The sequence below is a fragment of the Acinetobacter haemolyticus CIP 64.3 = MTCC 9819 genome (assembly GCF_000369065.1).
Taxonomy (GTDB): domain Bacteria; phylum Pseudomonadota; class Gammaproteobacteria; order Pseudomonadales; family Moraxellaceae; genus Acinetobacter; species Acinetobacter haemolyticus.
Genome location: NZ_KB849804.1, coordinates 328,946 through 353,876, shown reverse-complemented (window position 1 = coordinate 353,876; position 24,931 = coordinate 328,946). Strand labels below are relative to the sequence as shown.

The 24,931-nt window shown below is 41.6% G+C and carries 31 protein-coding genes; 3 read left to right on the top strand and 28 right to left on the bottom strand.

Annotated features, from left to right (window positions below; translation table 11 throughout):
- Positions 1-8: 8 nt before the first annotated feature.
- The 28 genes from terL to F927_RS11615 form a co-directional block, all read right to left on the bottom strand.
- Entirely contained in the window at positions 9-1,697 is a 1,689-nt protein-coding gene (gene terL, locus F927_RS11750) for a phage terminase large subunit (RefSeq protein WP_005084929.1), read from the bottom strand.
- The gene (locus F927_RS11745) at positions 1,697-2,005 is read right to left on the bottom strand and encodes a hypothetical protein (RefSeq protein WP_005084927.1); all 309 of its coding nucleotides are present in this window, start codon (positions 2,003-2,005) and stop codon (positions 1,697-1,699) included. The genes terL and F927_RS11745 overlap by 1 nt, the downstream gene beginning before the upstream one ends.
- Before the next feature lie 61 nt (positions 2,006-2,066).
- On the bottom strand, positions 2,067-4,592 hold the full coding sequence (locus F927_RS11740) for a hypothetical protein (RefSeq protein WP_005084925.1): 2,526 nt from the start codon (positions 4,590-4,592) through the stop codon (positions 2,067-2,069).
- Between the two features lie 64 nt (positions 4,593-4,656).
- Positions 4,657-5,142: a hypothetical protein gene (locus tag F927_RS11735; protein WP_005084923.1), complete on the bottom strand. Its 486-nt coding sequence runs from the start codon at positions 5,140-5,142 to the stop codon at positions 4,657-4,659.
- 185 nt (positions 5,143-5,327) lie between these two features.
- Entirely contained in the window at positions 5,328-8,186 is a 2,859-nt protein-coding gene (locus F927_RS11730; protein WP_005084920.1) for a hypothetical protein, read from the bottom strand.
- On the bottom strand, positions 8,183-10,228 hold the full coding sequence (locus F927_RS11725) for a hypothetical protein (RefSeq protein ID WP_005084917.1): 2,046 nt from the start codon (positions 10,226-10,228) through the stop codon (positions 8,183-8,185). The genes F927_RS11730 and F927_RS11725 overlap by 4 nt, the downstream gene beginning before the upstream one ends.
- The gene (locus tag F927_RS11720; protein WP_005084915.1) at positions 10,228-10,626 is read right to left on the bottom strand and encodes a hypothetical protein; all 399 of its coding nucleotides are present in this window, start codon (positions 10,624-10,626) and stop codon (positions 10,228-10,230) included. The genes F927_RS11725 and F927_RS11720 overlap by 1 nt, the downstream gene beginning before the upstream one ends.
- A 2-nt stretch (positions 10,627-10,628) precedes the next feature.
- Complete coding sequence (locus F927_RS11715) at positions 10,629-11,081, bottom strand: GNAT family N-acetyltransferase (RefSeq protein ID WP_005084913.1); 453 nt, start codon at positions 11,079-11,081, stop codon at positions 10,629-10,631.
- Position 11,082: 1 nt separating this feature from the next.
- Positions 11,083-13,161, bottom strand: coding sequence for a phage nozzle protein (locus F927_RS11710; protein WP_005084910.1), 2,079 nt, complete (start codon positions 13,159-13,161; stop codon positions 11,083-11,085).
- Complete coding sequence (locus F927_RS11705; RefSeq protein WP_005084907.1) at positions 13,161-13,721, bottom strand: phage connector family protein; 561 nt, start codon at positions 13,719-13,721, stop codon at positions 13,161-13,163. Before F927_RS11705 ends, F927_RS11710 begins: the two co-directional genes overlap by 1 nt.
- A gap of 62 nt (positions 13,722-13,783) precedes the next feature.
- On the bottom strand, positions 13,784-14,152 hold the full coding sequence (locus F927_RS11700) for a Gp49 family protein (RefSeq protein ID WP_005084905.1): 369 nt from the start codon (positions 14,150-14,152) through the stop codon (positions 13,784-13,786).
- Positions 14,153-14,215: 63 nt separating this feature from the next.
- On the bottom strand, positions 14,216-15,118 hold the full coding sequence (locus F927_RS11695; RefSeq protein WP_005084903.1) for a phage capsid protein: 903 nt from the start codon (positions 15,116-15,118) through the stop codon (positions 14,216-14,218).
- A gap of 10 nt (positions 15,119-15,128) precedes the next feature.
- Positions 15,129-15,773, bottom strand: coding sequence for a hypothetical protein (locus tag F927_RS11690; protein ID WP_005084902.1), 645 nt, complete (start codon positions 15,771-15,773; stop codon positions 15,129-15,131).
- Positions 15,766-16,275: a Bbp19 family protein gene (locus F927_RS11685; protein ID WP_005084900.1), complete on the bottom strand. Its 510-nt coding sequence runs from the start codon at positions 16,273-16,275 to the stop codon at positions 15,766-15,768. Before F927_RS11685 ends, F927_RS11690 begins: the two co-directional genes overlap by 8 nt.
- The gene (locus tag F927_RS11680) at positions 16,272-17,918 is read right to left on the bottom strand and encodes a portal protein (protein ID WP_005084898.1); all 1,647 of its coding nucleotides are present in this window, start codon (positions 17,916-17,918) and stop codon (positions 16,272-16,274) included. Before F927_RS11680 ends, F927_RS11685 begins: the two co-directional genes overlap by 4 nt.
- A gap of 3 nt (positions 17,919-17,921) precedes the next feature.
- Positions 17,922-18,152 (bottom strand): hypothetical protein, encoded by a 231-nt coding sequence (locus F927_RS11675; RefSeq protein ID WP_005084897.1) that lies wholly within the window; start codon positions 18,150-18,152, stop codon positions 17,922-17,924.
- A gap of 3 nt (positions 18,153-18,155) precedes the next feature.
- Positions 18,156-18,488 (bottom strand): hypothetical protein, encoded by a 333-nt coding sequence (locus F927_RS11670; RefSeq protein WP_005084895.1) that lies wholly within the window; start codon positions 18,486-18,488, stop codon positions 18,156-18,158.
- Positions 18,489-18,806: 318 nt separating this feature from the next.
- Positions 18,807-19,193 (bottom strand): hypothetical protein, encoded by a 387-nt coding sequence (locus tag F927_RS11665; protein ID WP_005084890.1) that lies wholly within the window; start codon positions 19,191-19,193, stop codon positions 18,807-18,809.
- The gene (locus tag F927_RS11660) at positions 19,183-19,446 is read right to left on the bottom strand and encodes a hypothetical protein (protein WP_005084888.1); all 264 of its coding nucleotides are present in this window, start codon (positions 19,444-19,446) and stop codon (positions 19,183-19,185) included. Before F927_RS11660 ends, F927_RS11665 begins: the two co-directional genes overlap by 11 nt.
- A complete protein-coding gene (locus tag F927_RS11655; RefSeq protein ID WP_005084886.1) occupies positions 19,439-19,738 on the bottom strand; it encodes a hypothetical protein in 300 nt (99 codons plus the stop codon). The genes F927_RS11660 and F927_RS11655 overlap by 8 nt, the downstream gene beginning before the upstream one ends.
- Positions 19,735-20,019 carry a hypothetical protein gene (locus F927_RS11650; RefSeq protein ID WP_005084884.1) on the bottom strand — a complete coding sequence of 95 codons (285 nt, stop codon included), beginning with the start codon at positions 20,017-20,019 and terminating at the stop codon, positions 19,735-19,737. The genes F927_RS11655 and F927_RS11650 overlap by 4 nt, the downstream gene beginning before the upstream one ends.
- Positions 20,019-20,465, bottom strand: a complete 447-nt coding sequence (locus F927_RS11645) for a hypothetical protein (RefSeq protein ID WP_005084882.1) — start codon at positions 20,463-20,465, stop codon at positions 20,019-20,021. The genes F927_RS11650 and F927_RS11645 overlap by 1 nt, the downstream gene beginning before the upstream one ends.
- A 12-nt stretch (positions 20,466-20,477) precedes the next feature.
- Complete coding sequence (locus F927_RS11640) at positions 20,478-20,984, bottom strand: RusA family crossover junction endodeoxyribonuclease (protein ID WP_005084880.1); 507 nt, start codon at positions 20,982-20,984, stop codon at positions 20,478-20,480.
- Positions 20,985-20,988: 4 nt separating this feature from the next.
- The gene (locus tag F927_RS11635) at positions 20,989-21,168 is read right to left on the bottom strand and encodes a hypothetical protein (RefSeq protein WP_017394747.1); all 180 of its coding nucleotides are present in this window, start codon (positions 21,166-21,168) and stop codon (positions 20,989-20,991) included.
- Entirely contained in the window at positions 21,165-21,767 is a 603-nt protein-coding gene (locus tag F927_RS11630) for a hypothetical protein (RefSeq protein WP_005084878.1), read from the bottom strand. The genes F927_RS11635 and F927_RS11630 overlap by 4 nt, the downstream gene beginning before the upstream one ends.
- Positions 21,764-22,651 carry a hypothetical protein gene (locus F927_RS11625; RefSeq protein WP_005084876.1) on the bottom strand — a complete coding sequence of 296 codons (888 nt, stop codon included), beginning with the start codon at positions 22,649-22,651 and terminating at the stop codon, positions 21,764-21,766. Before F927_RS11625 ends, F927_RS11630 begins: the two co-directional genes overlap by 4 nt.
- 49 nt (positions 22,652-22,700) lie before the next feature.
- Complete coding sequence (locus F927_RS11620) at positions 22,701-23,018, bottom strand: hypothetical protein (RefSeq protein ID WP_005084873.1); 318 nt, start codon at positions 23,016-23,018, stop codon at positions 22,701-22,703.
- An 8-nt stretch (positions 23,019-23,026) separates the two neighbouring features.
- On the bottom strand, positions 23,027-23,242 hold the full coding sequence (locus F927_RS11615) for a hypothetical protein (RefSeq protein ID WP_005084871.1): 216 nt from the start codon (positions 23,240-23,242) through the stop codon (positions 23,027-23,029).
- A 117-nt stretch (positions 23,243-23,359) separates the two neighbouring features.
- Here F927_RS11615 and F927_RS11610 point away from each other — a divergent pair, with 117 nt between their 5' ends.
- The 3 genes from F927_RS11610 to F927_RS11600 all read left to right on the top strand — a co-directional run bounded on the left by F927_RS11610 (position 23,360) and on the right by F927_RS11600 (position 24,929).
- Positions 23,360-24,046, top strand: coding sequence for an XRE family transcriptional regulator (locus tag F927_RS11610; protein WP_005084869.1), 687 nt, complete (start codon positions 23,360-23,362; stop codon positions 24,044-24,046).
- Positions 24,047-24,051: 5 nt separating this feature from the next.
- Complete coding sequence (locus tag F927_RS11605) at positions 24,052-24,561, top strand: hypothetical protein (protein ID WP_005084866.1); 510 nt, start codon at positions 24,052-24,054, stop codon at positions 24,559-24,561.
- A gap of 173 nt (positions 24,562-24,734) precedes the next feature.
- Positions 24,735-24,929 carry a hypothetical protein gene (locus F927_RS11600; protein ID WP_005084864.1) on the top strand — a complete coding sequence of 65 codons (195 nt, stop codon included), beginning with the start codon at positions 24,735-24,737 and terminating at the stop codon, positions 24,927-24,929.
- The last annotated feature ends 2 nt before the right edge of the window (positions 24,930-24,931 follow it).

The window sequence follows — 24,931 nt, the reverse complement described above, 5'->3', positions numbered from 1 at the left end:
CCGAACCCCTAATATTCAAAATCCAAAGCAGCATCAGTAACGCCGCCATCCGTCCTCCAATTAGGGCTTTCATTCGGCTCGTTTTGGTTGTGTATTTTTCCTACTCGTTCAGGCTGGTCTACTATTGCACCTGCTGCCGAGTCAAGATAATCATCGGGCTGATTACTAATGGCTGGGTTCCACTCCCTCATTTGTTTTGCGGCTGGCGCATCTTCTTCTGCTCCACTTTGATTGGTTTTCACAAGCACGGAAATATGCGCCCACAACAGCCCAGACATTAATGGTCCTTCTAAGCTCTCTAAAATACGTTTATTCTTGTTTTGAATGGAATGGCGCTCCTCTACACCACATCTTATTTTACGTTTCTTCAGTGCAGCTTTTAAGGACGATCCAGCAAACCCACCGATACCGTTAGTCTCAATAACCATTTTTGGGATGTGGAACTTTTCAATCAGGTCGCAGAGCTGCCAAACTTGCCCGCCTATTATCGCTCCACTATCATCAGTCACAATATCAGGACCAGTAAGAGCAATCGATCTATGCCAATATTTATTGCCTAGATCGTCATGAAAAATCAAGGCTACGGATGAAATATCAGATTTAAGTTTTCCTGAGGATGGATCCCATTTTGCTGACATACCCACAATACGGCGCTCACCGAGCAACAAGATATGTTGCCCATTGGCACGTTTAAGCACTGGTTCACAGTCATAGGCAAGAATTTTGTCAGGATCAAGGCGCACATCACCAATAGGTTTAGCGTGCATCTGATATTGAGAGTCCCACTCGTTGAGTGTTTTACATTCTTCTCGGCGGAACTCCATTTCTTCAGGTGTGAATCGTTCTTCCCATATCCCTTTAGAATAAAAATCTACGATATAGTTAGATTCCAAAAATGTAATTTGCCATACATTTTTTAGCCTTTCACATTTGTAATGCTCGCCTTTTCTTAAATATTTTGCACCTACTCCGATGCCTGAAAATGCATGTATTGGTTCAAAGTCCAGTAAAACTTTCTGACCTTCTTTCGTGTCTTCAAAACGCTTTTCATGCTCAAACATTTTGAGAATTAATTTATCTACTTTTCTTTGTTTCTTAATTTTTTCATATAAAGAATCATGGGTGTGAGGCGTACCAATCCATAATTTTTTAGAACCCGGTATAGCGATATGTGTTTGTTCAGATAGCTTTTTAGGTAGCTTCTCTCGCTGCTCAGGATTAGCAGTTGTTTGTGGTGTTTCTACGTCATCATTTTGAATAAAGTGAGCACGATGACCAGTAACACCAGACAAGATACCTTTTGCAAGCATAGTGCCGTAACGAACATCGGGCGTACCATTTACGAACCACCGCTCAACCTCGCCTTGTCTAATTTTTACAGAGACATTGCCAATACATAGAGGATGTCGCTCTAATACATCCCTTGTCCCTTTCGAACATTTGTATGCATCAGCATCTGTCGTGCCTTGGTGTAATATCTGAGTGCTTGGCCAGCAATAAATAACCCATGCATTAAACACATCTAAAATACTGGATTTTGAATGCCCACGCGGAAGCATGAGCAACCCAGTGCGCCCAGTAAGATAAAATTTTTCAAGGAATATACACACCGCTACATGGAATAGCGGTACTTTCCAGCCTTGAAGCTCAGCCCAAAGTAGAAAGAAAGCTAAAAATGATATTTTCGGCTTGGTCATCAGCTTAGGCGTTGTTTAAGTTTTTCGGCTTCTTTCTCGGCTTTCTCTATTAATTGCTGCTCATATTTTTCCTGTGTTGCAGCCGTAGCACTAATAGGCGGTATCTTTCCATTTTTAAATGCTAAGACACGCTCAAGCGTCGCAAGAATATTGGATTGCTTCTGGGAAATTGAGTAAAGAAAGCCCTTATCACCACGTCCTTCTTTAGTATGAATGGTTGTGTTGATTGCCTTGCATGTTGTGATAATAAAATCATCCGTCACTTCTTCAGCAAGATTTTCAATTTTTTTAACTTGTTCATCACGCATAAAAAAATCCCTCGTATTTATGTTGTTATACAAGGGATTAAATTAAGGTTTGTTGGGTGGTTTACTGGACTACTTTTTCAAAATCAGGCGATTGAACATCAGTGAGATCATCACCCCACCAGCGAGTTCGGCCATGCTGGCGTTCTGCTTTACGTAAAAGTTTTTCTCGATATCCTGGTGCAACAAAATCTTGTATTTCGTCAAATACTAAGCGATTTGTTGCAGCCTTGGTATACCACAAGTTTTGCGCTGGGAGTTTAGATTTGATTGCTTTAAAAGCTTCGTTCGATGCATTGGTATCTTTTCCATCATAATACTGAGTAAGGTTACCAACGGTTAAACCCAAAGCCGTTTTAAAATCTGCACCCAATGGGCCCATAGCAAAATCGGTTGCACTTCGCCCACTTGTGTCAGTACCTGCCACCAAAATATCACCAAGAATAGATAAACCACCACCTTGTACTGCTGATCGTGTGAAAAAATTAGCTGTCTTTTGTGGATCATCGTTATCCCACATAGTCGAAGGATCATTACCGTTCGCAAGCTCTTTAAGCTGAACGACCAACGCCCCTAATAGTGTAGTCATTGCAAATAGAGATGCACCGTATGCGGCTTTTGAAGTTCCCTTCTCCATGCTCATTGCACGTGAACCATGCCGCATCAGAAAAGATGTAGGGAATGATTTAAACTGAGTGATCCCTTTTATAATCTCCCCCATAGCAGTGCCCTTTTTCACACCGCCTGTCATCCAAGTACGCTCACGCAAACCAGCCTCAACCACTGCCATGCCTTGCTCATCAAGTAAATGTGCTTGAAATTGAGTTGCTATTTCATCACGTACTTTTTGTGGGCTTCCAAACTGCTTTAATTTCTCATCGGGAATTTCATAGATAGATCGAGCAGACATAAGTTGATTACCTTTTCGGTCCACAACTGGATCAGCTAAACGCATTACTTCCCATGCACGTTCGCTCAATCCTGTTTTTTGCAAAAGCTCACGATCATCTGCAGATAAATCTGACCATGATTTATTGCGCGTCATAGTTCCGTATTTGTGCATCAACATTTTAGAGAACCCAACTTTAGAAGCTGCGGTAAGTGCATTTAGTCCAGAGATACGCATCACTTGAGTTGCCAATCCGTTTGAAACCTTGGCTAGTTTTTCAGATTTGCCTTGAACAGAGGTCAAGCCATCATCAGCCCAACGGTTGATAGAGCCTAGCATTTCCTCAGTGGCTAAACCCAAACTATGTGCAAGCTCACGATCTTCTTTATTTTTTGGATTTAATTGTGTCAGCAACTCACCAAAGGTATGGCGGAAAGCGATATTGTGAATAGATGCGGTCTTTGCAATCATGGCTTGATCAGTGATCGATGATAACGTGGTACCGCCCAACATCGAAGCAACGTTCATAGATCGATATGCTAAGCCCAAATTCGCCAATACTTCTGATTGTGGTGTATTCTGACCTGTAAACTCCTCAAACATCGTCTGAGCGCGTTTACGCGAACTGTTAGTTTTCTTTGCTTCAACGCCTTTCAACCAATCCTTTTGCTCTGCTGCATCCATTAAAATACGCATCGCATTTTTAGGATTGCTCCCGAGATTTTCTACAAGTGCGATATCTTTAGATAATCCATTGATATGTGCCTCAACCAAGTCTACAAATGGCATTCCACCAAAATCGGACTGATATTCCATCCATGCATCCGCATCTTTAAAATGTAAGACACGGCTTTCAGAATGTCTACTTGTTACTTTTGAATTGCCACCAAATGATTGACGACCTATTTCTGTTTTATTTGCGCCGTTGCTGGTAAGCGTATCAAACGAGTATTCAAGCAAATCACGTATTTCTTGCTGTGAATAAAATGTACCATCTTCATGCACATATTTTGATGTATCGATAAGCTGTTCAGATTTATCAACCCATGCTTGTTTTCCAGCTTTGGCAATTTTTTCTAGACTATGTGTTTGCGGCAAACCCCAATCATCAAGCTTACCAATATCGCCACCTGAGCGATTGAAGCGTTCACGCATGGTTTCAAATGTCTCACCCATTTTATCGCTGATCTTCTTAGCCAGTGGATCGCCTGTGGTGTCTCCAAAACGCTCACGTACAATCTTCTGTACCAATTCAGCGTCAGTAAATACGCCTAAGCCGCCTTTAATGTTGGTGTAGAAGTCAACCAAGTCCCCACGATAAAGCCCTGCTATCGCACGTGCTTTTGAATCCAGTGATTGAACCCCCGACATATCGCCATGCGGTGCAACCATGCGATCAACAACCTCACTGGCTGTTAATGTCGGATGATCTAATTGAGCAAGGTTTTTTGATTGAGTCAGAATGTCTTGAGCTGCGATCTTATGCTTGCGTTTAAGTTGTTCTTGGATGTCTTGAGCAACAAACTTGCCAGCCTCAGTGAGCTTGTCAGAGTCAGATAAATTTCGCCAATTTTGAAGATCTTTTTTTGCTAAAGACTTCATCGCATCTTTAATGCGATTTTCAATATCAGTCGCTTCTTGTTGATTTAGAGATTGTTTGCCGAGTGCTTTGGCTACGGCTTGTTTGCATTGTTCTTTCATAATAAAAATGCTCAGATAGTTTTAGTCTATCTGAGCATTTTTTAAAGTGTGGTTTGTTGGGTAACTATCTTCTAAACCTTTTACCTATTGATTCAGATTCAGGGAATTCAGAGCTAGTCCATGTTTTTAAAACTGTATTTGGTACAACAATCTTTATTCTTTTGAGTGGATCTATATCAGAAAATGTTGGTGCAGCCGATCCATTAGAAATAAAGCTCACATCATATATTGATAGAGTTGGCACATATATTTCTAGTTCATAAGTTTGCCATCGGTTGTCTCTATTATATCTTTCTACAAGATCATTAAGGTGTGACGATTTAAAACACTGGAAATCTAATCCCTCTAACTCATGGTCTCGAACAATAAAATATTTCATGCCAAATAAACTTTTTTCTTCTGGCATATACTTAAGATAAAGGTTTTGATTAAAATGTACTAACTCAGCATGAAATCTTCTAGTGAGAAAAATCACATCTGGATCAGATTTAATTTCATTTTCAAATTGACATATATTTTTCGATATTCTTTCGTATGGATTGGTATTCATATGCACCTCTGCAATACCTGAAATTGGATGCGGAAAGCATTCAGGTAAAATGCCTTGTCGGGAGCGACCCTATCCGCAGATTAGCCAACCAATACAACTCGGCGCTCGCAGTGCACTCGAAACGTGGCTCTTTCCCTTATGGCTATCGGTACTCAACTGCTATATCAGCTTATTTATTAAGCCACTTAAACTCCAAACTGTAAAGCACAACTGATCGCTGTTTGTGCTGCTAATGTATCTTCTTGTGCTTGTCGTGCTTCAGCTTCCAATTCATCTAAGCGTTCACGCAAAGTCATTGTGATTTCTTCCACCTCACCATCAGGACGCATTCGACTAACTGAAATCTGTTGATCAGGGTTTTGCATGATGATGTCTAATGCCGCTGATTCTTCTGGGCCATCACCAAACAAGCTGCCTTGTCGTGGGTCGCCCATTGCATCAACTTCGTTGATCTTTCCTTGAATGTTGTCACCAATCGCTTTTGCGCTTCTGCTGTTCTCAGAAAATACATTTAAGAAATCACGTGCACCTACAGACAATCCATCATCGATCAATTGCCCTTGATTTAGATAATCGTCTACACGTAAACCATTGGCTTTTAAATCACTGAGCTTTTGTGCTGCCTGCGCTAAGTCTTGTGCAATGGTGTTGTTATGCCGTCCACCTTGTTTCACTAAATCAGACAATTGAGCCAATTGTGGTGCAGAACGCAACAAAGCGTTTAAGACTGTTTTACTGTCATCGTCTAGGTTCTCAGCCAGTCTCGTTACAAGACTAGAATCACCATAAGCGCGTTGAACTAAAGCAGTTTCCATACGGCGCTTACCATCTTGGGTTAAGCGACCTTCAGCCGTGATCATTGATCCTCGTTCAGACTGTGGCAACTGATTCACAAAGCCACGGACAAAGTCCATACTCCCATCGAGGTTGATATTTCCATCGGAATTGATCTTAATGAGTGATGAGTCAGGCAATCTATCCACGTCTGTGATAGCGCGCTCAGACGCGCTGAATTGCGCCACATCGCTTTCATTTGCAAGTCTTGCGAACTGCACACGATCCGTGTCTGTTAAGCGTGTCCGCACTAAAACAGGGTTGTTAATCCCTGTTATGTCCATACCTCGATTATTTGCAAAATCACTTACAAATTGACGATATGCATCTGCTTTGCCTTCTGAGTAGGCTTTTCCTATCGCTAAGGTACGACCATTGCCCGATTCCACGATATTATCCATACCGATAATCGGCGCACCGTTGGATAACATATTTGACTCGCCCAAGAGTTCAGGACGTAAATCATTAGCCATGTTCTCGATCTGCTGGCGTGATGCTTCGCGTGTACGGTCACGTGGTTGTAGCTCTGCTGGATATAACGGATTGACACCATAAGCGGCATCATTGGATGCAATGAGTTCATCTAATGATCTGACTTCATAAGCAACATCATAGCTTGATCCATCCATGCCAACGACTTTGCTAGTGCCATTGCCGCCATATCTAGCGCTCAACTGATTCCACTTGTTTCGCCATTTCCCGATTGCTTGCTCTACAGTCATCCCTGACATGCCGTTGTTTTTCACAATGTCATCGGCATTTTTCTTATCGTAAGTTTTTACAATATCAATAAGCTTAGCGTTTGGATCAGCTTTGAGAATTCGGCTTGCACCTGCTGGGCCCAAAAGATGCCCTAGATAATGTTCATGCGGTTGTAGTTCACGCCCCAAGCTTTTACGCATTGCTGCATTGGCTTGCTTGATGTGCTTAAAACCCATGCGGATCTGCTCATCAATGTTATTCCGATCTTTTCCGCCTTGATTTTTCCATGTCTTATCGATGACTTGATATAAGCCATGTGCGCTAGAAGTTGGATTCTTTGCCGTATGGCTAAACGTTCCACCTGTTTCAATGTGTGAGATGGTCAAGGCAACACTTGGGTCTATGCCTTCCTGTGTTGCTCTACGTGCAATTGTTTTAGCGTTGTTGGGCAATGACATTGATTCATAATCAATTGAACGCTGTTTCTCCTCTCCTTGCACGGCATGGGTTACATTGACTGGTCGACCTGTTTTAATTTGCTCTGTCGCATCACTTAAATTCATTAAATGATTATTTTGCTGTATTGTGTTATTAGGTCTGACTGGTGCGGCTGCATCATCAAACTGCATTTTATTAACTTCTAAAACACTTTCAACTTGAGTTGCTTTTGCATCGACATCGTTATTTAAAGCGTCTAATTCAGCCTTAACTTGTTTTTCAACATGATGTGAATATCCTCGCGCCGCACCGAACAATAAAGCATTAAGGGCTAAATCTGTTGCAACGCTCTGATAAGTAACCTCGTACTCTTTGGCTTGCTTCTCATAGCCTGCTGAATCAAGCACCTCACCACTCAAAGCTTGTCCGCCAGTCGATAGAAGTGTTGCACCACCTACCGACAAAGCAGCATCTTTAATCACGCCCCCAGTACCTTTAAAACCATACGACAAAGGTAAAGCCGTGGATGCAGCCGCCACAGCGCCGTCTATAGCTGCAACTTTTAAAGCTGTGTCGCTCTCAACACCTTTAGCGGTTAGGTCTTTATATTTGTAATTGGTTTCTGATGTGCCTGTTACTGTGACCGCACCAGTTACTCCGCCGATCAAGCTACCAGTAATTGCTCGTGTTGCATAATCACCAAGCGCAAAACCAATATTACCTACCATTCCTGTATTTTGCTTATCTTCTAATGCGCCAATACCTTCCAGCACAAGGCTGTCACGTGCCTTTTCTTTATTCGCCTTATACTCTGAATATGGCTCGATAAATTCATTGGTTGAAACGTCTTTAAAGCTATACCCAACGCGATCAACTACTGCATCAATCGGTGCTGTAACAGTATCAGCAACCTTTGCAAAGCCTGCTGCCGCACCTCGAAATGGTGCAGAAGCCGCACCATCAAATAATCCAACTTCTTTAGTTGTCGTTGGCTTTCCTGTTATGCCTTGTTGCTGTAATTTTTCTACAGATTGTTGATCATCATCTGCAAATGTATTGAACCAAGTCATTTGACAACTCCATTCATTTTAATGCGCCAAATAGCCCCATCAACAACTAATGGCTGACCACGCTCATTGATTAGGTCGTACTGGATATCACCCGATTGTGCTGGCTTTCCTTGACGTAAGCGCAATTGTTTAAGGTCTGAAGAATTTATACCTGTTTGCTTTGAAATGGTTGAATAACCCTTATCTAAACGGTTTTCAAATTCATCATCTTTCATTGCATAAGGCTTGGTTACTTTCCAATCTTTGCCCTTTTCGCCCATGTAATTTCTATATGAGCTAGGCTGCGTGTATACGCCACCTGTCGACATGCTTAGAGCTGTATGCAATATGCCCTTGTTTGGTGAGTCATCTTTTGCTGAATGGCTAAAACCTCGTGCATTCATTGTGTCCGCATAAACAGCTTTAAATACTTCATAAGCGTTATTTGCAGATGTCCCTGTAAGTGTTTGACCAACATAATCATTAAACGCTAAGCGCAAATCATCTTCTTTTGGCATGATCATTTGCTTGTTTTTAAGTAGTTGAGTACCTGAAACAATTGATGTAGCTAAATCCCTGCCCTCTGTAGAACTAAATTTGTTTGCTTTGGCAACGCCTGCCATCACATAATTCATGTCACCGCCGCCCAATTGCCCCAGTGTTGCGCCCCAAATCTTGCTACCGTCTGGAATGCCTTTAGACTGATCAATCATATTGCCAATAAAAGTAAGTTTTTCGTTTACCCCCATGGCATCAAAAGCCTTTTTAGCTTCGGGTAAATCTTCTTCTGAAATTGGCTTAACTGTGATATTCGGGTCTTTAAGTGCGATTTGATTCACGCCGTTTTCAATTGCTTTAGCGGCGAACGACTTAGGGTTCGCACTTAGTTCTAGTGCGCTCAACGTCTGAGTCTCTAACCCTGCTTCGCGCACAGCTTGGTTTGGGTTGTTTTTAAGTGTGTCTACTTTTTGTTTATAGATTGACTCATAGACATTTAAAATCTTATCTTCGTTTACTGCATCCGTAGTGCTGCTGTTTTTCATCTTTGCTTTTTGAGCATTGATTAAAGCAAGCTGTTCACTTGTAGTTTTGCGTCCGAAGTTTTGAAAGTTATTTGATTGCTGGCTATAAAAATTATATTCAGACTCGTATTCTGTGCCTTTTACAGCCTCGCCAACATTGGACAAATAGCTTTCATCTAAAGCACGACCTGTCAAAACCTGTGACTTAAAATCATTTAAAACCTTGCCAGCAGAAGTAACACGCTTGTTTTCTTCGACTTCAATTTGCTTATTGATAGCATCGATTCGACTTAATGCTTGAGCTTTCTTCTGTTGTGCTGCCTTGCCGTCTGTATAGCCGTATTTTCCTGAATCTAAGTCAGTAACTAAGGCTTGTAAGTCGACTGTATCTTTGTTGGCAACGGCATCAGTGATACGTCCGTCAATATCCATAGAATCGCGCACTGACTCATAGCTATAGATTCGAGCTTGCTTGTCAGCTTCTGATAGATTCAATTCTTGCAAATTAGAGTTTAAATACTCACGACCTTGGGCGCGATCATAGCGTGTAGCTATTTCTGTCATTCGATCAGCCAATACAGCGCCTTTTTGCACGTCAGCACGAAGTTGAAGTGGCAAAAATCCTGTTGTCTGACGACTAATATTTGAATCCCAGTATTGTTTTAGATCCTGTTTGGCATGATCAGGTAATTCTGTTTCAAGCTGCCCATATCGAGCCTTTGACCACTCTTGAAGATTGGCATTCGCATCTTGGGCCTTCATCGAACCGTTTGATACTTCGTTTTTAAGCAAAGTAACTTGCTCGCTCATTTCGGATGTAAGCGTATCGTCAAGCTTAACCTTTGCCTCTTTCTCAGCCATTTGATTGTTAAATAGCTCTAATCGTTTGGCTGTTACTTCTGCTTCTCTTTGCTGTTCATCACGTGCTTGAACTACGCCACCAATGGATCGACCAATATCACTTAGACCTGTTAAAGGCGTTTGCTGTTGCAATGTGGGCTGTGGACCAACTCGACCCAGTGAACGAGGAATTAAAGCCATTATTTCCACCCTCCATAGGCTTGTGCAAAGGTGTCAATCACTGAACTTGTTGCTTTCAAGCCATAATTATTACGCTGCTGAGAACCTTGGCGGCGTATTTGTCTGGCTTGATTGGTTGCATCCTGCTCGGTCATTGATGCGTTATATGCCGCATCTGCTAAATGCTCGTCTTCAAATACAGTTGGAACACCGACATTCACATCTAAACCATTTTCAGCCGCAGCAGCACGAGCACTTGATGCATTCTTACGACCTTGATCTTTGATCTTTGCTGCATTGAGTCTAGCCATAGATTGCACGGTCTTTGCATTGCCCTTTGCTACCGCTTCCGCCGTAACCGCATTACTAAAGCCCTGCACAGCTTCCAGTGAACTAGAAATAGCACCACCTTTACACATGCTTATACCTCCATCTCTAAAACATAGCCGACCAATGAGAAGCCTAGACCTTCATAGAGACTGACAACTTTATCCGCATGAATGCCTGTCATAGTGCCAAGTTGAATACGATCTGCATTTTGAAGTTTCGCCCACTCAACAAAGGTATTAATCAAGCCTTTTGCTGTTTCGGAACGGCGATATTCAGGCAAAACGTAAACGCCTTGCTCAAAAGCAAGCTTATGGCCTGTGCGCCAATCTTTATCGATCACACCAATGATTGTGCCAATAGGGTTTTTATACTGGTCTACAGCTATAAATATTGATTCATACTTATTGATTAAATATGCGAATAAGTCCGCGGCGCTGTTCTCATCAAAGCCCTGTTTTAAAAACACTGGGGATTCTTGAGTTAGACGCTTGCCGAAATCAACAAGCGTAACCACATCTTCAAGTGTTGCTTTCCGTACTTGCATCTCATTTCTCATTAATAGAAACCATCATAGAAATAGATTGCATGTGAAAAGGCACAGGTTTGTCGTGTGTTATCTGCATCTTTAGATCATGAAGTTTTGACCAGCCTTGCAATTTTTCTGACGCATAACCTGTGTACGGAAGGTTTGTAAATGCACTTTGGTTATAAAGTTTTGTAGATAACTCCTTACCATTAATGAATCCACCAATTGAGCGATTTAAGAATATAGCCGCTTCATGCACGATGATTTTATGAAACATTGCCGTTGCTGGTACTTGGCTAAAATCAGGTGGCAATAAGTCAATTTCTGTTTGATATGGTTGCCCTAAATAGACTGTTTGACTTAAATCAGATACGGGTAAATTTATTTCTGTACCTGCAGTCGTATAGCTAGAATAAAAATACCCATCTTGGTTGTTGTAGCTAACCATTGGAGAATTGAGAACCTGAATATCTAAGTTAAGAATCGATCCAGTACCATTGATCACATCAATATCGAATTCACAATCACTCAAAGCTGCCTCGCTTAATTCTTCGAGCACTGTAGACCCATTGCGTTGTGTGAGCATGAAACACTGATCCTCTCCCAGCGCTGTAGGCAATGCACAGATTGAAAGAACACTACAACCAAAATCATGCTGTGCCCATGCATTCATTTCTTGATCACGATTTAAAGTAATACTGCAGACTGAACCATCACCGAGTACGCACCATACAATGCTATTTGGTGTTTGTTGGTAAGTAAGCTCTTTGATACCGCCGTGATCTTCTGGCACATGAGTAGCCACAGCCGAAAGCTCTGGCGATACAAGACCATCCACTTCATAGCGATAAGATAGCGCCCTTAGGCGTTCCCCACCGCGTTGCACGAACAATAATTCACTGCCTACTAAGCACGGACGCACATCTTTTTGTACGCCATAACTCGTATGCTGATCAATTTGCGCTGATGCTGGTGTTAATGCACCATTTGAGCTAATTAGAAACTCTGAACCACCTGTAAGCGCAACAACACCGCCACGCTGTGCAAGGTGCAAAATATTGTCTGATTGGGCTGAACTAGACGCGATACTAAAAGCATCTGCATCTTCTGTGGTTTCGAGAAAGTTTCCATCATCGCCAATTCGGCTAAACCACATTTGATTAGGACTAGTTTTTGTATTAGCAAACACTAAACGCTGTTTAAAGAAACATACTGCTTTCGGATAGCCAGCCGTTGCACTAAATGCAATGCTTTTTAGTGCCCAAGACTTAGCTATAGCCTGCACTGTAGAGGTCAGCTTAACCAAAACCTCACCATTCACTTTAGATGGATTGATGTATTCAGTTATTTTGACTTGTCCGCCGTTGATCTCGACAATTGATCCAACACTTGATGCTGTGAAAACACTTGCAGCTTCGTTGGTGACTTCTTCCCACTCTGGATTCGTCCCGCTCGGCTCCTTATCTTTATTGTCTATTGTGGCTAACCAAGTCTTACTAGCGTAAATAACACGCTCACCAGTGAGATAAGTTTCAGTGCTGACCCAATTTGGGAATGAAGCTGCAGTTAGAGATATAATCTTTCCAACGTCAGTACCAGAAGGCGTAAGCGCTACGTTAGGGCTACTGCCTAGCTCATCATTAGGGTGCACATTAAATGTGAACGACGCGAACTGCCAATTCGTAAAATCTGCTGAACAGATAAATCGGTGCACTGGTGAATCACCTTGCACAAAGAACATACGATATTTTGTATGGGCGAACTGGACCTCTTGAACTTTTTTTACTGTGTCATAAGGCGTAGAACTCTCAAACACAACCTCATGTGTTCTAGGGTTATAAACCTTCAAAAATGAAACACCAAGAATCAATAAATATGTGTTTTCTGAGTTAGCTATAAATGGGATTAGCCGTAGTGATCCAGCCAAAATAGATCTAAATTTAGTGCCTGGTCTTTTCTTTGCCCCACCCTCAACCAGAGGCAACGCATTAAGTAATTTCTTTGCCCCATTTGCATACTGCTGTACATCTGTACGAGTCCACAATAACGGCGATAGCTCCCCACTACTGAGATTGTTTTTTAATATCCAGCTTTTCATTAGTAACGATCTCCTAAATAGGAGGAGTCTGCATATTGCATATCTTGGCTTGGACGCTCTTGAGCATTAACAGATCGAGCACGCTTGATTAGTTTTTGATAGTTATATTCAGCCGTTTCACCTGCAGCATCACTACCTGTAATTGGCTTGCACATCTTCGATGCGAGTTTTAGGCTCATTGCTTCAGAAAGCATTGAATCCCAAGTGTCTTCGTTATCATTGTCAAATATATAAACCAATCTAATTTTATTTGTGTTGGCTAGAATGTGCCGACTTTCGACCTCATAGCAGTTCGTACCCGGATCGACTATAAGAATATAGTCCTTAGGCAAAGGGAATGCATGGTTATAACCAAAGCTTGGGTGTGTGGACACTGGCGATAGAATCGTGCGCTTGCGAGCACATGACCATGGATGGTCACGCAAAATGCTTCGACGCGTCTGATCGTAAATATCACGACAATGCTCAGCAAGTTCCGTATCTTCATCAAAACTAGCTATGACTCTTTCGCCTATCATGCGCAATGCGGCATTACAAATACTGACTCTTGTGACGGCCATAATAAAAAACCTCGGTAACTTTTGTTTATAGTTACCGAGGTTTTGATAGTGTTTGTTGGGTGTTAGAACTGTTTATCTAACTCAACTTGATGGAGATTTTCTTTCAATAGATAGCCTTCCAACTGCCAAATTTTTTCACGTGCATTTTGATAGGCAATTTTCTGCCCAATAATTCGATCAAAGTTTTCAGGGCTTGCACATGCAGACTCTCCCGTAACCGTGAACCCATTTTCAAGTGATAAAATGCAGATTGTTAATTGTGGTGACCCACATGTTTTATAATCATCTGCGCAGTAAGCTAGGTCGAATTTATCACCCGTACTGTAGCGAATTGCTTTGATTTTTTTATCAATAAGTTCAGGTGTTAATCGAGGAGCATTCAAACCTTTCTCTTGGATTTCTTGCTCGATTTGTTGTTCCGATTTGCTCATGATGATTCCTTAATTTTTGAGATAAAAAGCCCCACACCCTACCCAAGATGTGAGGCAAAACGATTAACGCAAGTAATCCAGTGCGATTACACATTCTTCAAGTGAACGTGCAGCACCATAGGATGCAATACCGCCGATTTGCTTAACGTTTGATTTATCAGCACGAACTGCAATATCAAAGTTGCTAATCATGTTGCGCCCAAAGTGAACCGCATTAGATGCTGTGAAGAATGTACGACCTTCAGTAGCACCACCAGCACCATCAGGCAATTCTTCATAAGGCAACCAAATAAAGCCTGCCCACTTCTTAGCAACATCGCCGTCTTGAATTGACTGAATGGTGTCACGATCCCATTTGGTTAGCTCGTCATCAATGAGGATTTGCTCAAGGATTTCCGAGTTATAAATCGCGTACATAGGACCGCGTTTATCCATTTTTGTTTTACGCATGATTGCACGCGCTTTAACAATCTTGACTTTGTTCATTGGCGTAGCACTTGCGCCAATGATCTGACTTGCTGGTAAAGGCGTTGCAGTATAGTCTTCACCGTCAGCGTTTTTACGCTGAACTGAAGCACCCAAAGCCTTAATGATCGTATTATCACGTTCATCATATTCAGCAGATAGACACGACTGCATATATTCAGATGTTGGATTAGCTGATAATTTAGGCTCATCACGTGGGTCGATAGGAACAAAAAGACCGAAGTCCTTCATTATCGCCAAACGTGTACCAGCCTCAGGAACAGACCAATCCGTGTCTTGGAATCGGCTTGTCATTTCCTTCATTTTAAGATCACCCATATCGTTGACCGTAAAAGAAGAACCGTTGATCATGCCGCGATCTTTCGCAAGAATCTGCAAAGTAGATGCAGTCGTACGAGCTTTAGTTTCAAAGGCTGTGTGAAACTCTCGCTTAAAAGCGGCGGTGATCATTTCATTATTGGTTGCAAAGTCTTGAGACATGCTTTAACCCTCATTCTGGTGTATTTTTTTGGAACCATTGACTTACACGCGCCGCCACACTCTTATGATCAGGATGATTAGCATTGCTGTACGCTTCTGTTAGCATTAATTGTTCTACCGTTTCAGCTCCATTTTGTTGGGTATTTGACGGCGGCAAATCTTCCTGTAGTTGCTTGCCAATCCATGCAGCCATCTTGATACCGAACATTGGACCATCGGCATCGTCCATATTCATGCCTGCCGCTTCGATTGCTTGCTTAGCAAAGCCGATATTTTTATTGAACTCTCCGCCCCATTCGGTTTGAAGTGATTCAACATTTACAGCATTGTTTGCTTCGTATGCTTCAAGAATTGCAGTCATTTGCTCGTTGGAAACACCCAAGCTGTGCGCCTTTTCAAGAAAAGCTTTATTGCCTTCATGAGCAGAAAACGCCTCCATATCAAAGCCTTCAAGCTCGACACTGTAAGCATCTGCATTTTCAGGAACAGTACCGCTAGGCTTTTCTTCTGTAGGTGGATTGCTATCTGCTGGTGGTTGTTGATTATCTACTGGCGGTTGCCCTGCATCATTAACAGGCACTTTCGTTTCTACTGGTGGCGCTTGCTCTACTAGTGGTGTGTTCGCCGTATCTATATTTTGATCTTCATTAGACATGTGTCTCTTTCTCCATAATTTCTAACTGTTCGCTATACCGTGGATCGTTAGCTGTGTTAATGCGGTTTAAAATGAAATCAACGACTTCGGCTCTACCGATACGCCTGCATGTTTCTCGCTCGTCATTGGTAAATACATTTCGTTTAAATCTCGCCGTCAGTTCTTCTAAAATTCGCTGGCCGTTTGGCTCAATATCGAAATGAATGCGATATGTCTGTGATGTAGGTTTCTTTGTCGAACGCCATTGAACATGGTTGCCAAAACCAAGCTCCTTACTTTGTTCAGTAGCCAAATCTCTGAAAGACTGCTTGAGTACTGTAATTTGTTCTTCAGCAATGTTTGCTCGTTCCCACTCATGATGCTTTTCATTTCGCAAAGCACTAGAAATGTCTAGTTCATTAAACCAACGTTGTTTAAACTTTTCTGAGCGACTGTGAAGCGAAAAAAGTCCAACGCAAGCGACAAATAAAGCAATTGTTAGGACTGCTAAAACTACAATCATGATCTAACCTCGCTAGTGATTTCGTTCTCGAGACCCTTAGCCATTGCCCCACCCATTTGCTGAGCCAGTACAGCCTCTTGTTCCTGAGCTGCAGCCTGTTGCTGTGCTTTTGCTTTAGCATCCCTAAATGATTTAAGTTGTTGATCAGTACGCATAACTGATGTCGGCACACCTAAGCGCTGTGCTAGGACCTGTGGAATAGCATCCATATTGACGTTATCCATTGCGTCAGGATCGGCCATAGTAATTGCCTCCATAGAACCCATAAAGCGTTCAATGGCTGCTACATCTTCAAGCTGTTGTGCTCGTGCTAAAGGAGAAGTGAATTTAAAAGACATATTGCGCTCTTGAAGTTCTTCAGGTGCTTCACCAAGCACACCTGCGCGATATGCAAGACCAAATGAGCGATCAAGAATGGGAACTAATAATTCAGCTTGTGAACGGCCATACAGCGGTCCAAGCTGCTGACGAATCATATCTACACGCGCGTAAATCTCTGCGGCGGTTGGAGGCGTGTTGTAGTGCTGAGTCAAACTATCCGCCATGAGCTTACGGCGTATGCCACTCTGCAAGCGATCTAAAAGATTTTCTGAGATTTGAAAGTTTGACCCTGAATCTAAGCGCTTCATTGAGTCAACGCTATCAGCCGTGATGATCTTCCCCCCACCTAAGCGCACAGTGCGAGGATTTAAGACGCCATCATCCTTTGCAATCCACATGCCTAGAACATCAATTTCAGCACTGCGCAAGGTATCTCGCATCAATGAATTAATTGTTTTTGCATCAGGTAATGCAATAGACATTAAACCTATGCCGTAAACGCTACCCGGTATTTTTCTAAATCGTGGCACTGCGCATGGGAACTCGTTATAACCTGAGGTTTTAAGAATATTCTTTTCCTGAACCTCAACATGGTATGAGGCAAAAGGCATATTCTTTGGCAATAAAACACGGCTATCACTTGGCTGTGTGCCTGTACGTGGCTCAATTACATGGACTAATTTAAAACGTTGATCAGGTGTTTTCTCAGATGCGTCTAGAACATTTTGACTGACTTTGTGCTTCCCAAATTGCTTAACTATTTGGGCTGCTGTCATTTCGTAATGACGATAAACCGTGTCCACAATTTGATCTTGACGAGTAGACGCAATAAAACATTCACCGATTGGCCATGTTTGGAACATGTATCCGCCGCCAGCTTCACGATTAATATCTTCGTAAAGCACACCCCAGCCAGCCACAGCGAAATCTAATATCAAATCAAATATTTCTGAATCAAAGTTAGCGCCGTGGATATTACGCCACATGAATTGACAGACTTGTTCAATCCAATGCTCTCCGGGTGTTAAGACGGCATCATCTCCCATTCCATCAATCATGCCTTTGAACCAAATCGCATTTGCTGGTGTTGTGCCAGCAATGAGACTTGATACAAACGTTAAAATTGACTCTGCGGCTGTAGAGTCTAGTAAATCTGCACGTTGTTTCTTACGAGTGTCTTGCAGTCCGCTACTACCACTGAACGATTGTTGACGCTCTGGCGCACCGTATTGATAGCATTCTGTCCAATGTGCCTCATACTTTGCACGTTCTGCTTTAAGCTCATCAAGCCGCTTACAAAGTCGGTCTGCTAGATCACTCATACATTAGCCCCCAAGTGTATTTTTCTTATCATCTTCTGACGTTGACGAAAGAACCTCTGAAGCCTTTCGCTTCTTACGTTGTGCTATTGAGACGTTCGCTTCTTCTTGGGCTTTTCGCTTTGCCTCCGAATCTGCGGCTTGAGCATCAAAACCCTTAGCATCGGCTTTGGTGTCTGTAAGACCAAATGCATTCGTCACAGAAGAAATAATTTTTCCAAATGATCCACCGCACATAGCTTATGCTTCCTTATATTCAAGACCTTTCTTGCCTTGTACCCAGCGTTTTTTAGTTGGCGCACTAATCCTACCAGCCGATAAGAGTTGATCTAATTTGTTTTCAATACGCTTCTGCCCTTCAAGAATTTTTTCTTGATTTTCTAAGATTGCTTCACTTGAGTGATTAAATTCAGGGAATGATTCTTGATCAGGCTCAACCTCTTGAATATCAGGCTGTTTCTCATCATCCGCATTGATTTGCGCCAACGCTTCATCAGCTTTTTCAGCAGTTGTTTTTGTTTCTTCGGGTGCAGCTTTAGCACCGGGTGTTTGTACTTGACGGCGAGTAGTCATAAAAAAGCCTCAATCGTTTTGATTAAGGCTTAGTGTGTTTGGTTATTTATCGGGGTTTGTTGGGTGTTTAATCTATCTTTCTTCAAAGAATTTAATAGCATCCTGTTCTAATTCTTGAATAACTCGATCTTTCTTCTCAATTTCCATGTCCATGTCCATGAGCCGAATATAATCTATGAACATCCATCGCAAGATGAAGAAACAAATAGTAATAATGACTGCATAATTGACTAATAAAATGGTCATAAGTCAACTCCGTTAATCTTTGCGACCGTGTAACAAATGACGCAAACGCTTAGGAATATGTAAAAGTATTTATCATTCATGACAACCACCCTTGAGCGCTTGCTCTCCCAACAGAATCTCTCTTAGATCGATAAACATTAAACCGCTCATACCATCACTTTCGTAATGTTCATTAATCGCATTGATCGCAGCATCCACTCGCTTTTGCAGCTCTGCATTTTTAACCAAGTAGTGTGCTACCTGTTCGCGCTGTCTGATTGTTTCGGTATTCAAAGCAACACTGATTTTATGAAGCTCACCCACTTTCGATTGTTGTTCCTTGAAGATTTCCCAAGCAAGCTGAACTGCTGCAATCTTGTATTTACCATCATCAAAGATAAAAAGGCGCTCACCGTGTTGATAAACAAGCTTTTCATAACTTGCAGACCACTTGATGCTGTTCTCAAATTCACTTCTCATGATCAATCACCTTGCAATTTTGGCTAATATGGTTTTCGGGATGGTCTAGCGTTTCGGTGTCGATGCGGTGACCTGCTGCGATTTCTTCTTCTGTAGCCAAGCGAATATCTTTTTTAAATACTGGACCAAATTGACCTGTAGCTAAAATCTTCACTCGGTGCATATTTGGTGTGTACATATGACTATCAATCTCTAGCAAGTAATCTTTAGTACCTTCACCAACAAGAACCACATTTTCCCCAACCTTAAACATGCTCACCTCCATAAATAGCCTCATAGTCTGCGATGGCTTGTACCAACCTTGGCTTGTTATCTACCCACGTTATTTGCTTTGCAGTCCTCAGTGAGCCGTACTCATTGACCAAATCCACGCTCTCAACTAAGCGCTTGAGGTCAGGATAAGTAAAACCATTAGCTGTGCGATGCCACATACCATTAATTACAGTGATTTGCATATCATCAGGACAACCAAGATTATGTAACCGAGCTAATAACTCCCTCGCCTTATCAACACCGTGCTGCTGAATGTATTTGATCGCGTTCATAGGCTTTGCTCCAAAAGTTCTTGATATCTTTCCTCGGTTACCTGAACAGAACGCTTAGCACTCTCCACAGCCCACTCAGCTCTCATCAGTTCCAATTTCTTAAAATCAAAGTCAATTAATTCGCCTTCATCATCAGGCTCAGTCATCACCAATGAGCCAGTATTTATCACTCGGCAAACCAGCATTCCAAAGCCATTAATCCCAGTGATAAAACACGCTGACGGCTCTTGAAACTTATTGCCTCTACGAATGCAAATCTTGCCTATGTAGTTTTTATTCATCACCCTTCTCCGTCACGGGTGGTCACGCCATCTAACTCACTAATCACTTGATCACACAGTCCGCCGTCTTCGAATATGTCGAGCTGCCCGATCTTGTATCTATACGTCAATTGCTCGCCCTCTCGTGGAAAACGATCAATACCTGTTTGATCTTGCCAAAGCATGATTAACTGCTCGCCATTCTCGAAAAACGGACGTGTACCAGTGGCCCATGCCGAAACTGTAGTCGAGCCGCTTACCTTCAAAAGCATGGCAATCTTCTCGTGTGAAAAATTTAAGTTACGCAGGTCCAAGAGCATTCGCCCGAAATCAGGTGCTTTGTAGTTGTTTCGCGCCTTAATGAATCTTTTGGCTTTTTTGTTAGCGTCAAAGAAACGCGCGCGCGCGCGAGGTGAGTCCTTGAAAACACTACTATCAACCGTTAAATCAAAACCTAAATTGCTCATAGACCAGCCCTCTTATAGTTCTAATACTTTGATTTTTACTAAGCCGCCTCTCACTACATTCCCACGTCTTACGATGAGTTCATCGAACTGTTCGTCATCAACGCATAGACCACATTTCACAAGACTGTCGATGGTTGCTTTCAGATAGTTGTCAATGTCTCGTGTTTGGTGGTTTGGAAAGTGAAAAGTGACATCAAGTTTTAATCTTGCTTCAGTCTGTTTCGGTGGTACTAACACTCGAACTAAGGCATGAAACGTTTTTGCTTTATCGCTCAAATATCGACGCTTACCTGAAACATCCCAATAGTGATTTACAGACGGCGGACAGGTTGCGATTTCACAGCTTAAAATTAGTTTTCCCTCATTATCGCCATTTAGCTCTGTATTGCGTTTTAATACACTGCCTTTAGCTTTACGTACCTTTGCATCATTTTCCGCTTTTAATCGCTCCTTGCTCAAATCTGCCCTGTTTCTGTGAGCATTTAAATGGGCTTCTAGCTGTTCTTGACTCCAACGCATGTTTTTATGCTCCCAACTCGAATAATTTATTCAAAAAGCTGTGATTCACTTTTCCAACGTATGTGGCCCATTTTTTAAAATGTGGGTTGTAGTGATACCAAGCGCCGTTTAAGTTCATCCAAAATGTGCCGTCAGATTCTCCATGTGTTGCGCCTTGTGGTTTTCTAAGTGATTGATTCGTCATATAGCTTTACCCCCACGCTTGCAGATCGATTTGAGCTGTGCAGCAAGTTCGGCTGGAATCGGTGTGCGCTTATGATGGCTTTGGGGTTGCTCTGTTTGGCTCTGCTGTGGCTTGATCCACATGACTTGAACACGACCAGCTTTTTTTGCTCTGTCGAGATAATCGTTGTAGATATCTCGGAATGCGAAATGAGCTGTTTTCTGCCCTTCTGTTTTCAAGATATGACGAACTTCATCAAGTGCTTGCTTTGCTAAAGTCGTGATTTTCTGTGTTTTATCAGCATCAAAATTTAAAGCTTTCGCCCATGCTTGTTCTGCCGTCCACCAGTCACCGTCATGCACACACCATGATCTAAATTCAGGAAGTGACGGACACCATTTTTCTGCGTTCATGCGCTCTAAGCCACGGCGTAGATCATTTGGGCTTAGTCCGTTCAACACCGTGCAAGCTGTTTGCTGTAGCTCAATTGCTTCGATTTCACCGTATTTTTTGTCGAATGCATCGCCGTACAGTTTTTGCATACGTGCCAAAACTTGATCAGCAACCTCAACTGGAAAATCAACTTCAAAAACTGATTTGAATTTAGAAATATTTCTCATGGGTTAATTACTCCCTGACCGTAGCGATGTACTTTTTTCGCTGCCGGTTTTGGTGAGTCAGCTTTCGGTTTTTTCGTCTCGATGTTCTTGAGCCAGTTCAACCAAGTCGTCATCCATTTTTGTGATGTGCGTTTTTCAGCCGTCACTGACCACTGTGCGAGTCTTTTGATCTCGTCCTCGATTTGAGCGACTGTGAGTTTTGGAAAGCTGATTTGAGCTTGTGCGATAAAATCTGATCGAACTGGGTAAGTTTGGGTAAGTTCTCTCAAAGTGAAATCAGAAAAGTTGTCAGCGTGGTATTCGATGAATTGCAACATCGAATTGTTTTGCGGTTCGAATTTTTCTTGCGCGCTATTCTTCTTATTATCTATATAATTCTTATTATCTATTGTGAGTGTAGTTACTACACTAGTTTCGGTGTAGTTAGTAAACTGGTTTTGGTGTACTAGGTGAACTGGTTTAGTTACTACACTAGTGTAGTTAGTAAACCGATCTATTAAAGAAATATCATTTAACTTGTATTTTTTTACGCCTTGTTTTCCTAATTCAGTGATGGAAATAACGCCTAAATCTAATAGCTCTTTTAATGCTTTTGAGACCGTTGGACGACTCATTAGGCGAGCATCCTGCAAGCTAGAATCACCTTGCAATTGAGAATAACTAACAAAATCTGACTCTTTATTGTGTCCGTTAATACGGTTTTCGAGTTCAGCATAAACATTACGTGCAGCATCGCTTAGAAACGGCCACACCTCTTTTCTATACAATCGGCTAGACATCACATAGCCATTTTCAAACTTATCGCTATACATGCTCTTTCCAGCCTCTTGTTTGGGCTGCGGATCAGTTTGTTTTGGAAACTGGATTACTTTTGCTGTATTCATTTCTTCACAGCCTCCGCAATACGTGTTAAATTCTTCATATCGATCTCGTTTACATATCTGTGTGAACGGCGAAAAAGCCCATCTGTTCCAGCAGTTGGGCTTTTTTCGTGCCTGTAGGTTTTGGGGTGACGTCAATCACTCTGTGGGGTGATACCAACTCGAAACTTGTATCTGACGTATCTGTGGTAAGACTGGTGAATGCTGCGAGAGAATTGATGTACTCCCGAACTTCAGTGATTTTTTTATTCATGCACTCCCGACTTAACTTTGATATATCCGTCTTTTCTGCACGTGCAATCGCTTCAAACTCTCGTTTTTCTTCATACGTGCATTTGAATGTGATGCTTTCGATTAATTTCTCTGACATGGCATCACCTAAGCGGAAGGTTGAACTTTTTGCTGATGAAGATTTATCAAACCCTGAGCGATTTGGTGCGAAAGGCGCTTGCCCTTCTTCCCTGTTTTTAAATCGCTGATGTAGTTCTGAGAGCAAGGAACGACTTTTGCAATTTCGTTTGCAATTTCTTGCTGGGTCATATTTCCTTTCTCTTTGTCCTGCAAATCATTAATTAATTGACTCCAAATAGTCATCGCAATCTCCAAAAAATTGTCATAGAGATAATTTATCGTGATTGCGATATTTAATCAACCGCCATTGCGATACTTTTTTAAATCACAATAGCGATATTCAGTAAAAGGAATATAGAGATGTCTGTAGGTGACCGTATTCGTTCATTGCGTAGAGAAAAGAAATGGTCTCAGCCAGTTCTTGCAAAGCAGGCTGGTGTTACTCAATCTACTATTTCAGATTTAGAAAATGATAAAAAAAGTACATCTGCTGCAAATATGCAGGCAATTGCAGAAGCTTTAGGCACAACATCAACTTATCTGATCAATGGTGGTTCTAAACCCAAATCCGTAAAGATAGAGGATTGGGATTCTATGACCCCACTTGAAGATGATGAGGTTGAGATTAAATTTTTTAAAAATTTTAAAGTAGCATGTGGTTCTGGAACGGTTGGAGAAGCATTGGAAAGTGAATGGCGTAGATTGCGTATTTCGAAATCTACTTTGAGAAATTTAGGGATAAGCAAAGATAATTGTGTTGCGATGACTGCTGAAGGCGGCTCTATGAAGCCAACTATCAATGACCGTGATACTGTCTATGTGGATTTGGGTAGAAAAATGGTAAAAGATGGCAAAGTTTATGCTATTTGTCACGGTGGTCTATTTAAGTTCAAGCGCTTATATAATCTGCCTTTTGGGGGTATTCGAGTAACAAGTGATAATCATGAAGAATATCCCGAAGAAAAATTGACTGCTGAACAAATTAAAGAAGAAGAATTTGAAATTATTGGCTGGGCATGGTCTTGGCAAACAACTGAGACTTGGTAAAAATTATGATTAATAAACTTCTTACGCAGGCTTTGGTTTTTAAACCCAAAAAACTTGTAAATACTTGGGAGCACAAACGGGGCTTTCAAGTAATTTTTGACTGTAATACAGCATTAAGGATTATTGAAAATAAGCGTTCAACTTTTGGACATGAAGAAGCCAAAAAAATGAATTACCACCTAGGTAAGGATTATGGAACACTAAGAGATTTAGCTGTAAAACGTCTATACAATATTGAATCAATTCAAAATAACTATATTGATTTTATTTGTTTGGTTTTTGGACTTATCATTTCCGTATATACTTTTGAACTTATGTATGAAATTTGGAATTACCCATCTCAATTTTCAGTTAGATTGTTTTTTATTTTGATTGCGATTTTAGTTTTCCTTCTATGGCTTTACAAAAGAAAATCAGCCCTAGAATCATATCTTGTTGTAGACTTTTTGAATATTGAAGATGCCCTTTTTTCTCTTGAAAATGGTGAAAGCCAATATCAAGTCAGACGAAAATAAATATTAAACCACCTTTGCGGTGGTTTTTTCATGTCAACTTGTATCATTTTAGCGATATTTTATCGCGATAACTATTGACACATAATATCGTTAATGCGATATTTACCTCGTAAGCAATAAAAAAGCACACCGACCCTTCTAACCTTCGATGTGCTTCAAACTACGAGGTCATTATGAAACAAAAGCCTATAAAGAGTCAAACGACTGCTCGTTTGTATCAGCACCCACCTGTGCCACGTATTCCACTTTGGGAACACTTCGTTGCAAATGTCATCGACACCCTAAAACTATTCGCATTTCTAGGCACTGGACTAGTGCTTTGGTATGTCCTCACCTTTTTTATTCACTCATTATTTTGGGGTAACTGACT

Bases quoted from the DNA above. Each gene is read 5' to 3' on its own strand.
- terL (WP_005084929.1), bottom strand. From the start codon at position 1,697: ATGACCAAGCCGAAAATATCATTTTTAGCTTTCTTTCTACTTTGGGCT.
- F927_RS11745 (WP_005084927.1), bottom strand. From the start codon at position 2,005: ATGCGTGATGAACAAGTTAAAAAAATTGAAAATCTTGCTGAAGAAGTG.
- F927_RS11740 (WP_005084925.1), bottom strand. From the start codon at position 4,592: ATGAAAGAACAATGCAAACAAGCCGTAGCCAAAGCACTCGGCAAACAA.
- F927_RS11735 (WP_005084923.1), bottom strand. From the start codon at position 5,142: ATGAATACCAATCCATACGAAAGAATATCGAAAAATATATGTCAATTT.
- F927_RS11730 (WP_005084920.1), bottom strand. From the start codon at position 8,186: ATGACTTGGTTCAATACATTTGCAGATGATGATCAACAATCTGTAGAA.
- F927_RS11725 (WP_005084917.1), bottom strand. From the start codon at position 10,228: ATGGCTTTAATTCCTCGTTCACTGGGTCGAGTTGGTCCACAGCCCACA.
- F927_RS11720 (WP_005084915.1), bottom strand. From the start codon at position 10,626: ATGTGTAAAGGTGGTGCTATTTCTAGTTCACTGGAAGCTGTGCAGGGC.
- F927_RS11715 (WP_005084913.1), bottom strand. From the start codon at position 11,081: ATGCAAGTACGGAAAGCAACACTTGAAGATGTGGTTACGCTTGTTGAT.
- F927_RS11710 (WP_005084910.1), bottom strand. From the start codon at position 13,161: ATGAAAAGCTGGATATTAAAAAACAATCTCAGTAGTGGGGAGCTATCG.
- F927_RS11705 (WP_005084907.1), bottom strand. From the start codon at position 13,721: ATGGCCGTCACAAGAGTCAGTATTTGTAATGCCGCATTGCGCATGATA.
- F927_RS11700 (WP_005084905.1), bottom strand. From the start codon at position 14,152: ATGAGCAAATCGGAACAACAAATCGAGCAAGAAATCCAAGAGAAAGGT.
- F927_RS11695 (WP_005084903.1), bottom strand. From the start codon at position 15,118: ATGTCTCAAGACTTTGCAACCAATAATGAAATGATCACCGCCGCTTTT.
- F927_RS11690 (WP_005084902.1), bottom strand. From the start codon at position 15,773: ATGTCTAATGAAGATCAAAATATAGATACGGCGAACACACCACTAGTA.
- F927_RS11685 (WP_005084900.1), bottom strand. From the start codon at position 16,275: ATGATTGTAGTTTTAGCAGTCCTAACAATTGCTTTATTTGTCGCTTGC.
- F927_RS11680 (WP_005084898.1), bottom strand. From the start codon at position 17,918: ATGAGTGATCTAGCAGACCGACTTTGTAAGCGGCTTGATGAGCTTAAA.
- F927_RS11675 (WP_005084897.1), bottom strand. From the start codon at position 18,152: ATGTGCGGTGGATCATTTGGAAAAATTATTTCTTCTGTGACGAATGCA.
- F927_RS11670 (WP_005084895.1), bottom strand. From the start codon at position 18,488: ATGACTACTCGCCGTCAAGTACAAACACCCGGTGCTAAAGCTGCACCC.
- F927_RS11665 (WP_005084890.1), bottom strand. From the start codon at position 19,193: ATGAGAAGTGAATTTGAGAACAGCATCAAGTGGTCTGCAAGTTATGAA.
- F927_RS11660 (WP_005084888.1), bottom strand. From the start codon at position 19,446: ATGTTTAAGGTTGGGGAAAATGTGGTTCTTGTTGGTGAAGGTACTAAA.
- F927_RS11655 (WP_005084886.1), bottom strand. From the start codon at position 19,738: ATGAACGCGATCAAATACATTCAGCAGCACGGTGTTGATAAGGCGAGG.
- F927_RS11650 (WP_005084884.1), bottom strand. From the start codon at position 20,019: ATGAATAAAAACTACATAGGCAAGATTTGCATTCGTAGAGGCAATAAG.
- F927_RS11645 (WP_005084882.1), bottom strand. From the start codon at position 20,465: ATGAGCAATTTAGGTTTTGATTTAACGGTTGATAGTAGTGTTTTCAAG.
- F927_RS11640 (WP_005084880.1), bottom strand. From the start codon at position 20,984: ATGCGTTGGAGTCAAGAACAGCTAGAAGCCCATTTAAATGCTCACAGA.
- F927_RS11635 (WP_017394747.1), bottom strand. From the start codon at position 21,168: ATGACGAATCAATCACTTAGAAAACCACAAGGCGCAACACATGGAGAA.
- F927_RS11630 (WP_005084878.1), bottom strand. From the start codon at position 21,767: ATGAGAAATATTTCTAAATTCAAATCAGTTTTTGAAGTTGATTTTCCA.
- F927_RS11625 (WP_005084876.1), bottom strand. From the start codon at position 22,651: ATGAATACAGCAAAAGTAATCCAGTTTCCAAAACAAACTGATCCGCAG.
- F927_RS11620 (WP_005084873.1), bottom strand. From the start codon at position 23,018: ATGTCAGAGAAATTAATCGAAAGCATCACATTCAAATGCACGTATGAA.
- F927_RS11615 (WP_005084871.1), bottom strand. From the start codon at position 23,242: ATGACTATTTGGAGTCAATTAATTAATGATTTGCAGGACAAAGAGAAA.
- F927_RS11610 (WP_005084869.1), top strand. From the start codon at position 23,360: ATGTCTGTAGGTGACCGTATTCGTTCATTGCGTAGAGAAAAGAAATGG.
- F927_RS11605 (WP_005084866.1), top strand. From the start codon at position 24,052: ATGATTAATAAACTTCTTACGCAGGCTTTGGTTTTTAAACCCAAAAAA.
- F927_RS11600 (WP_005084864.1), top strand. From the start codon at position 24,735: ATGAAACAAAAGCCTATAAAGAGTCAAACGACTGCTCGTTTGTATCAG.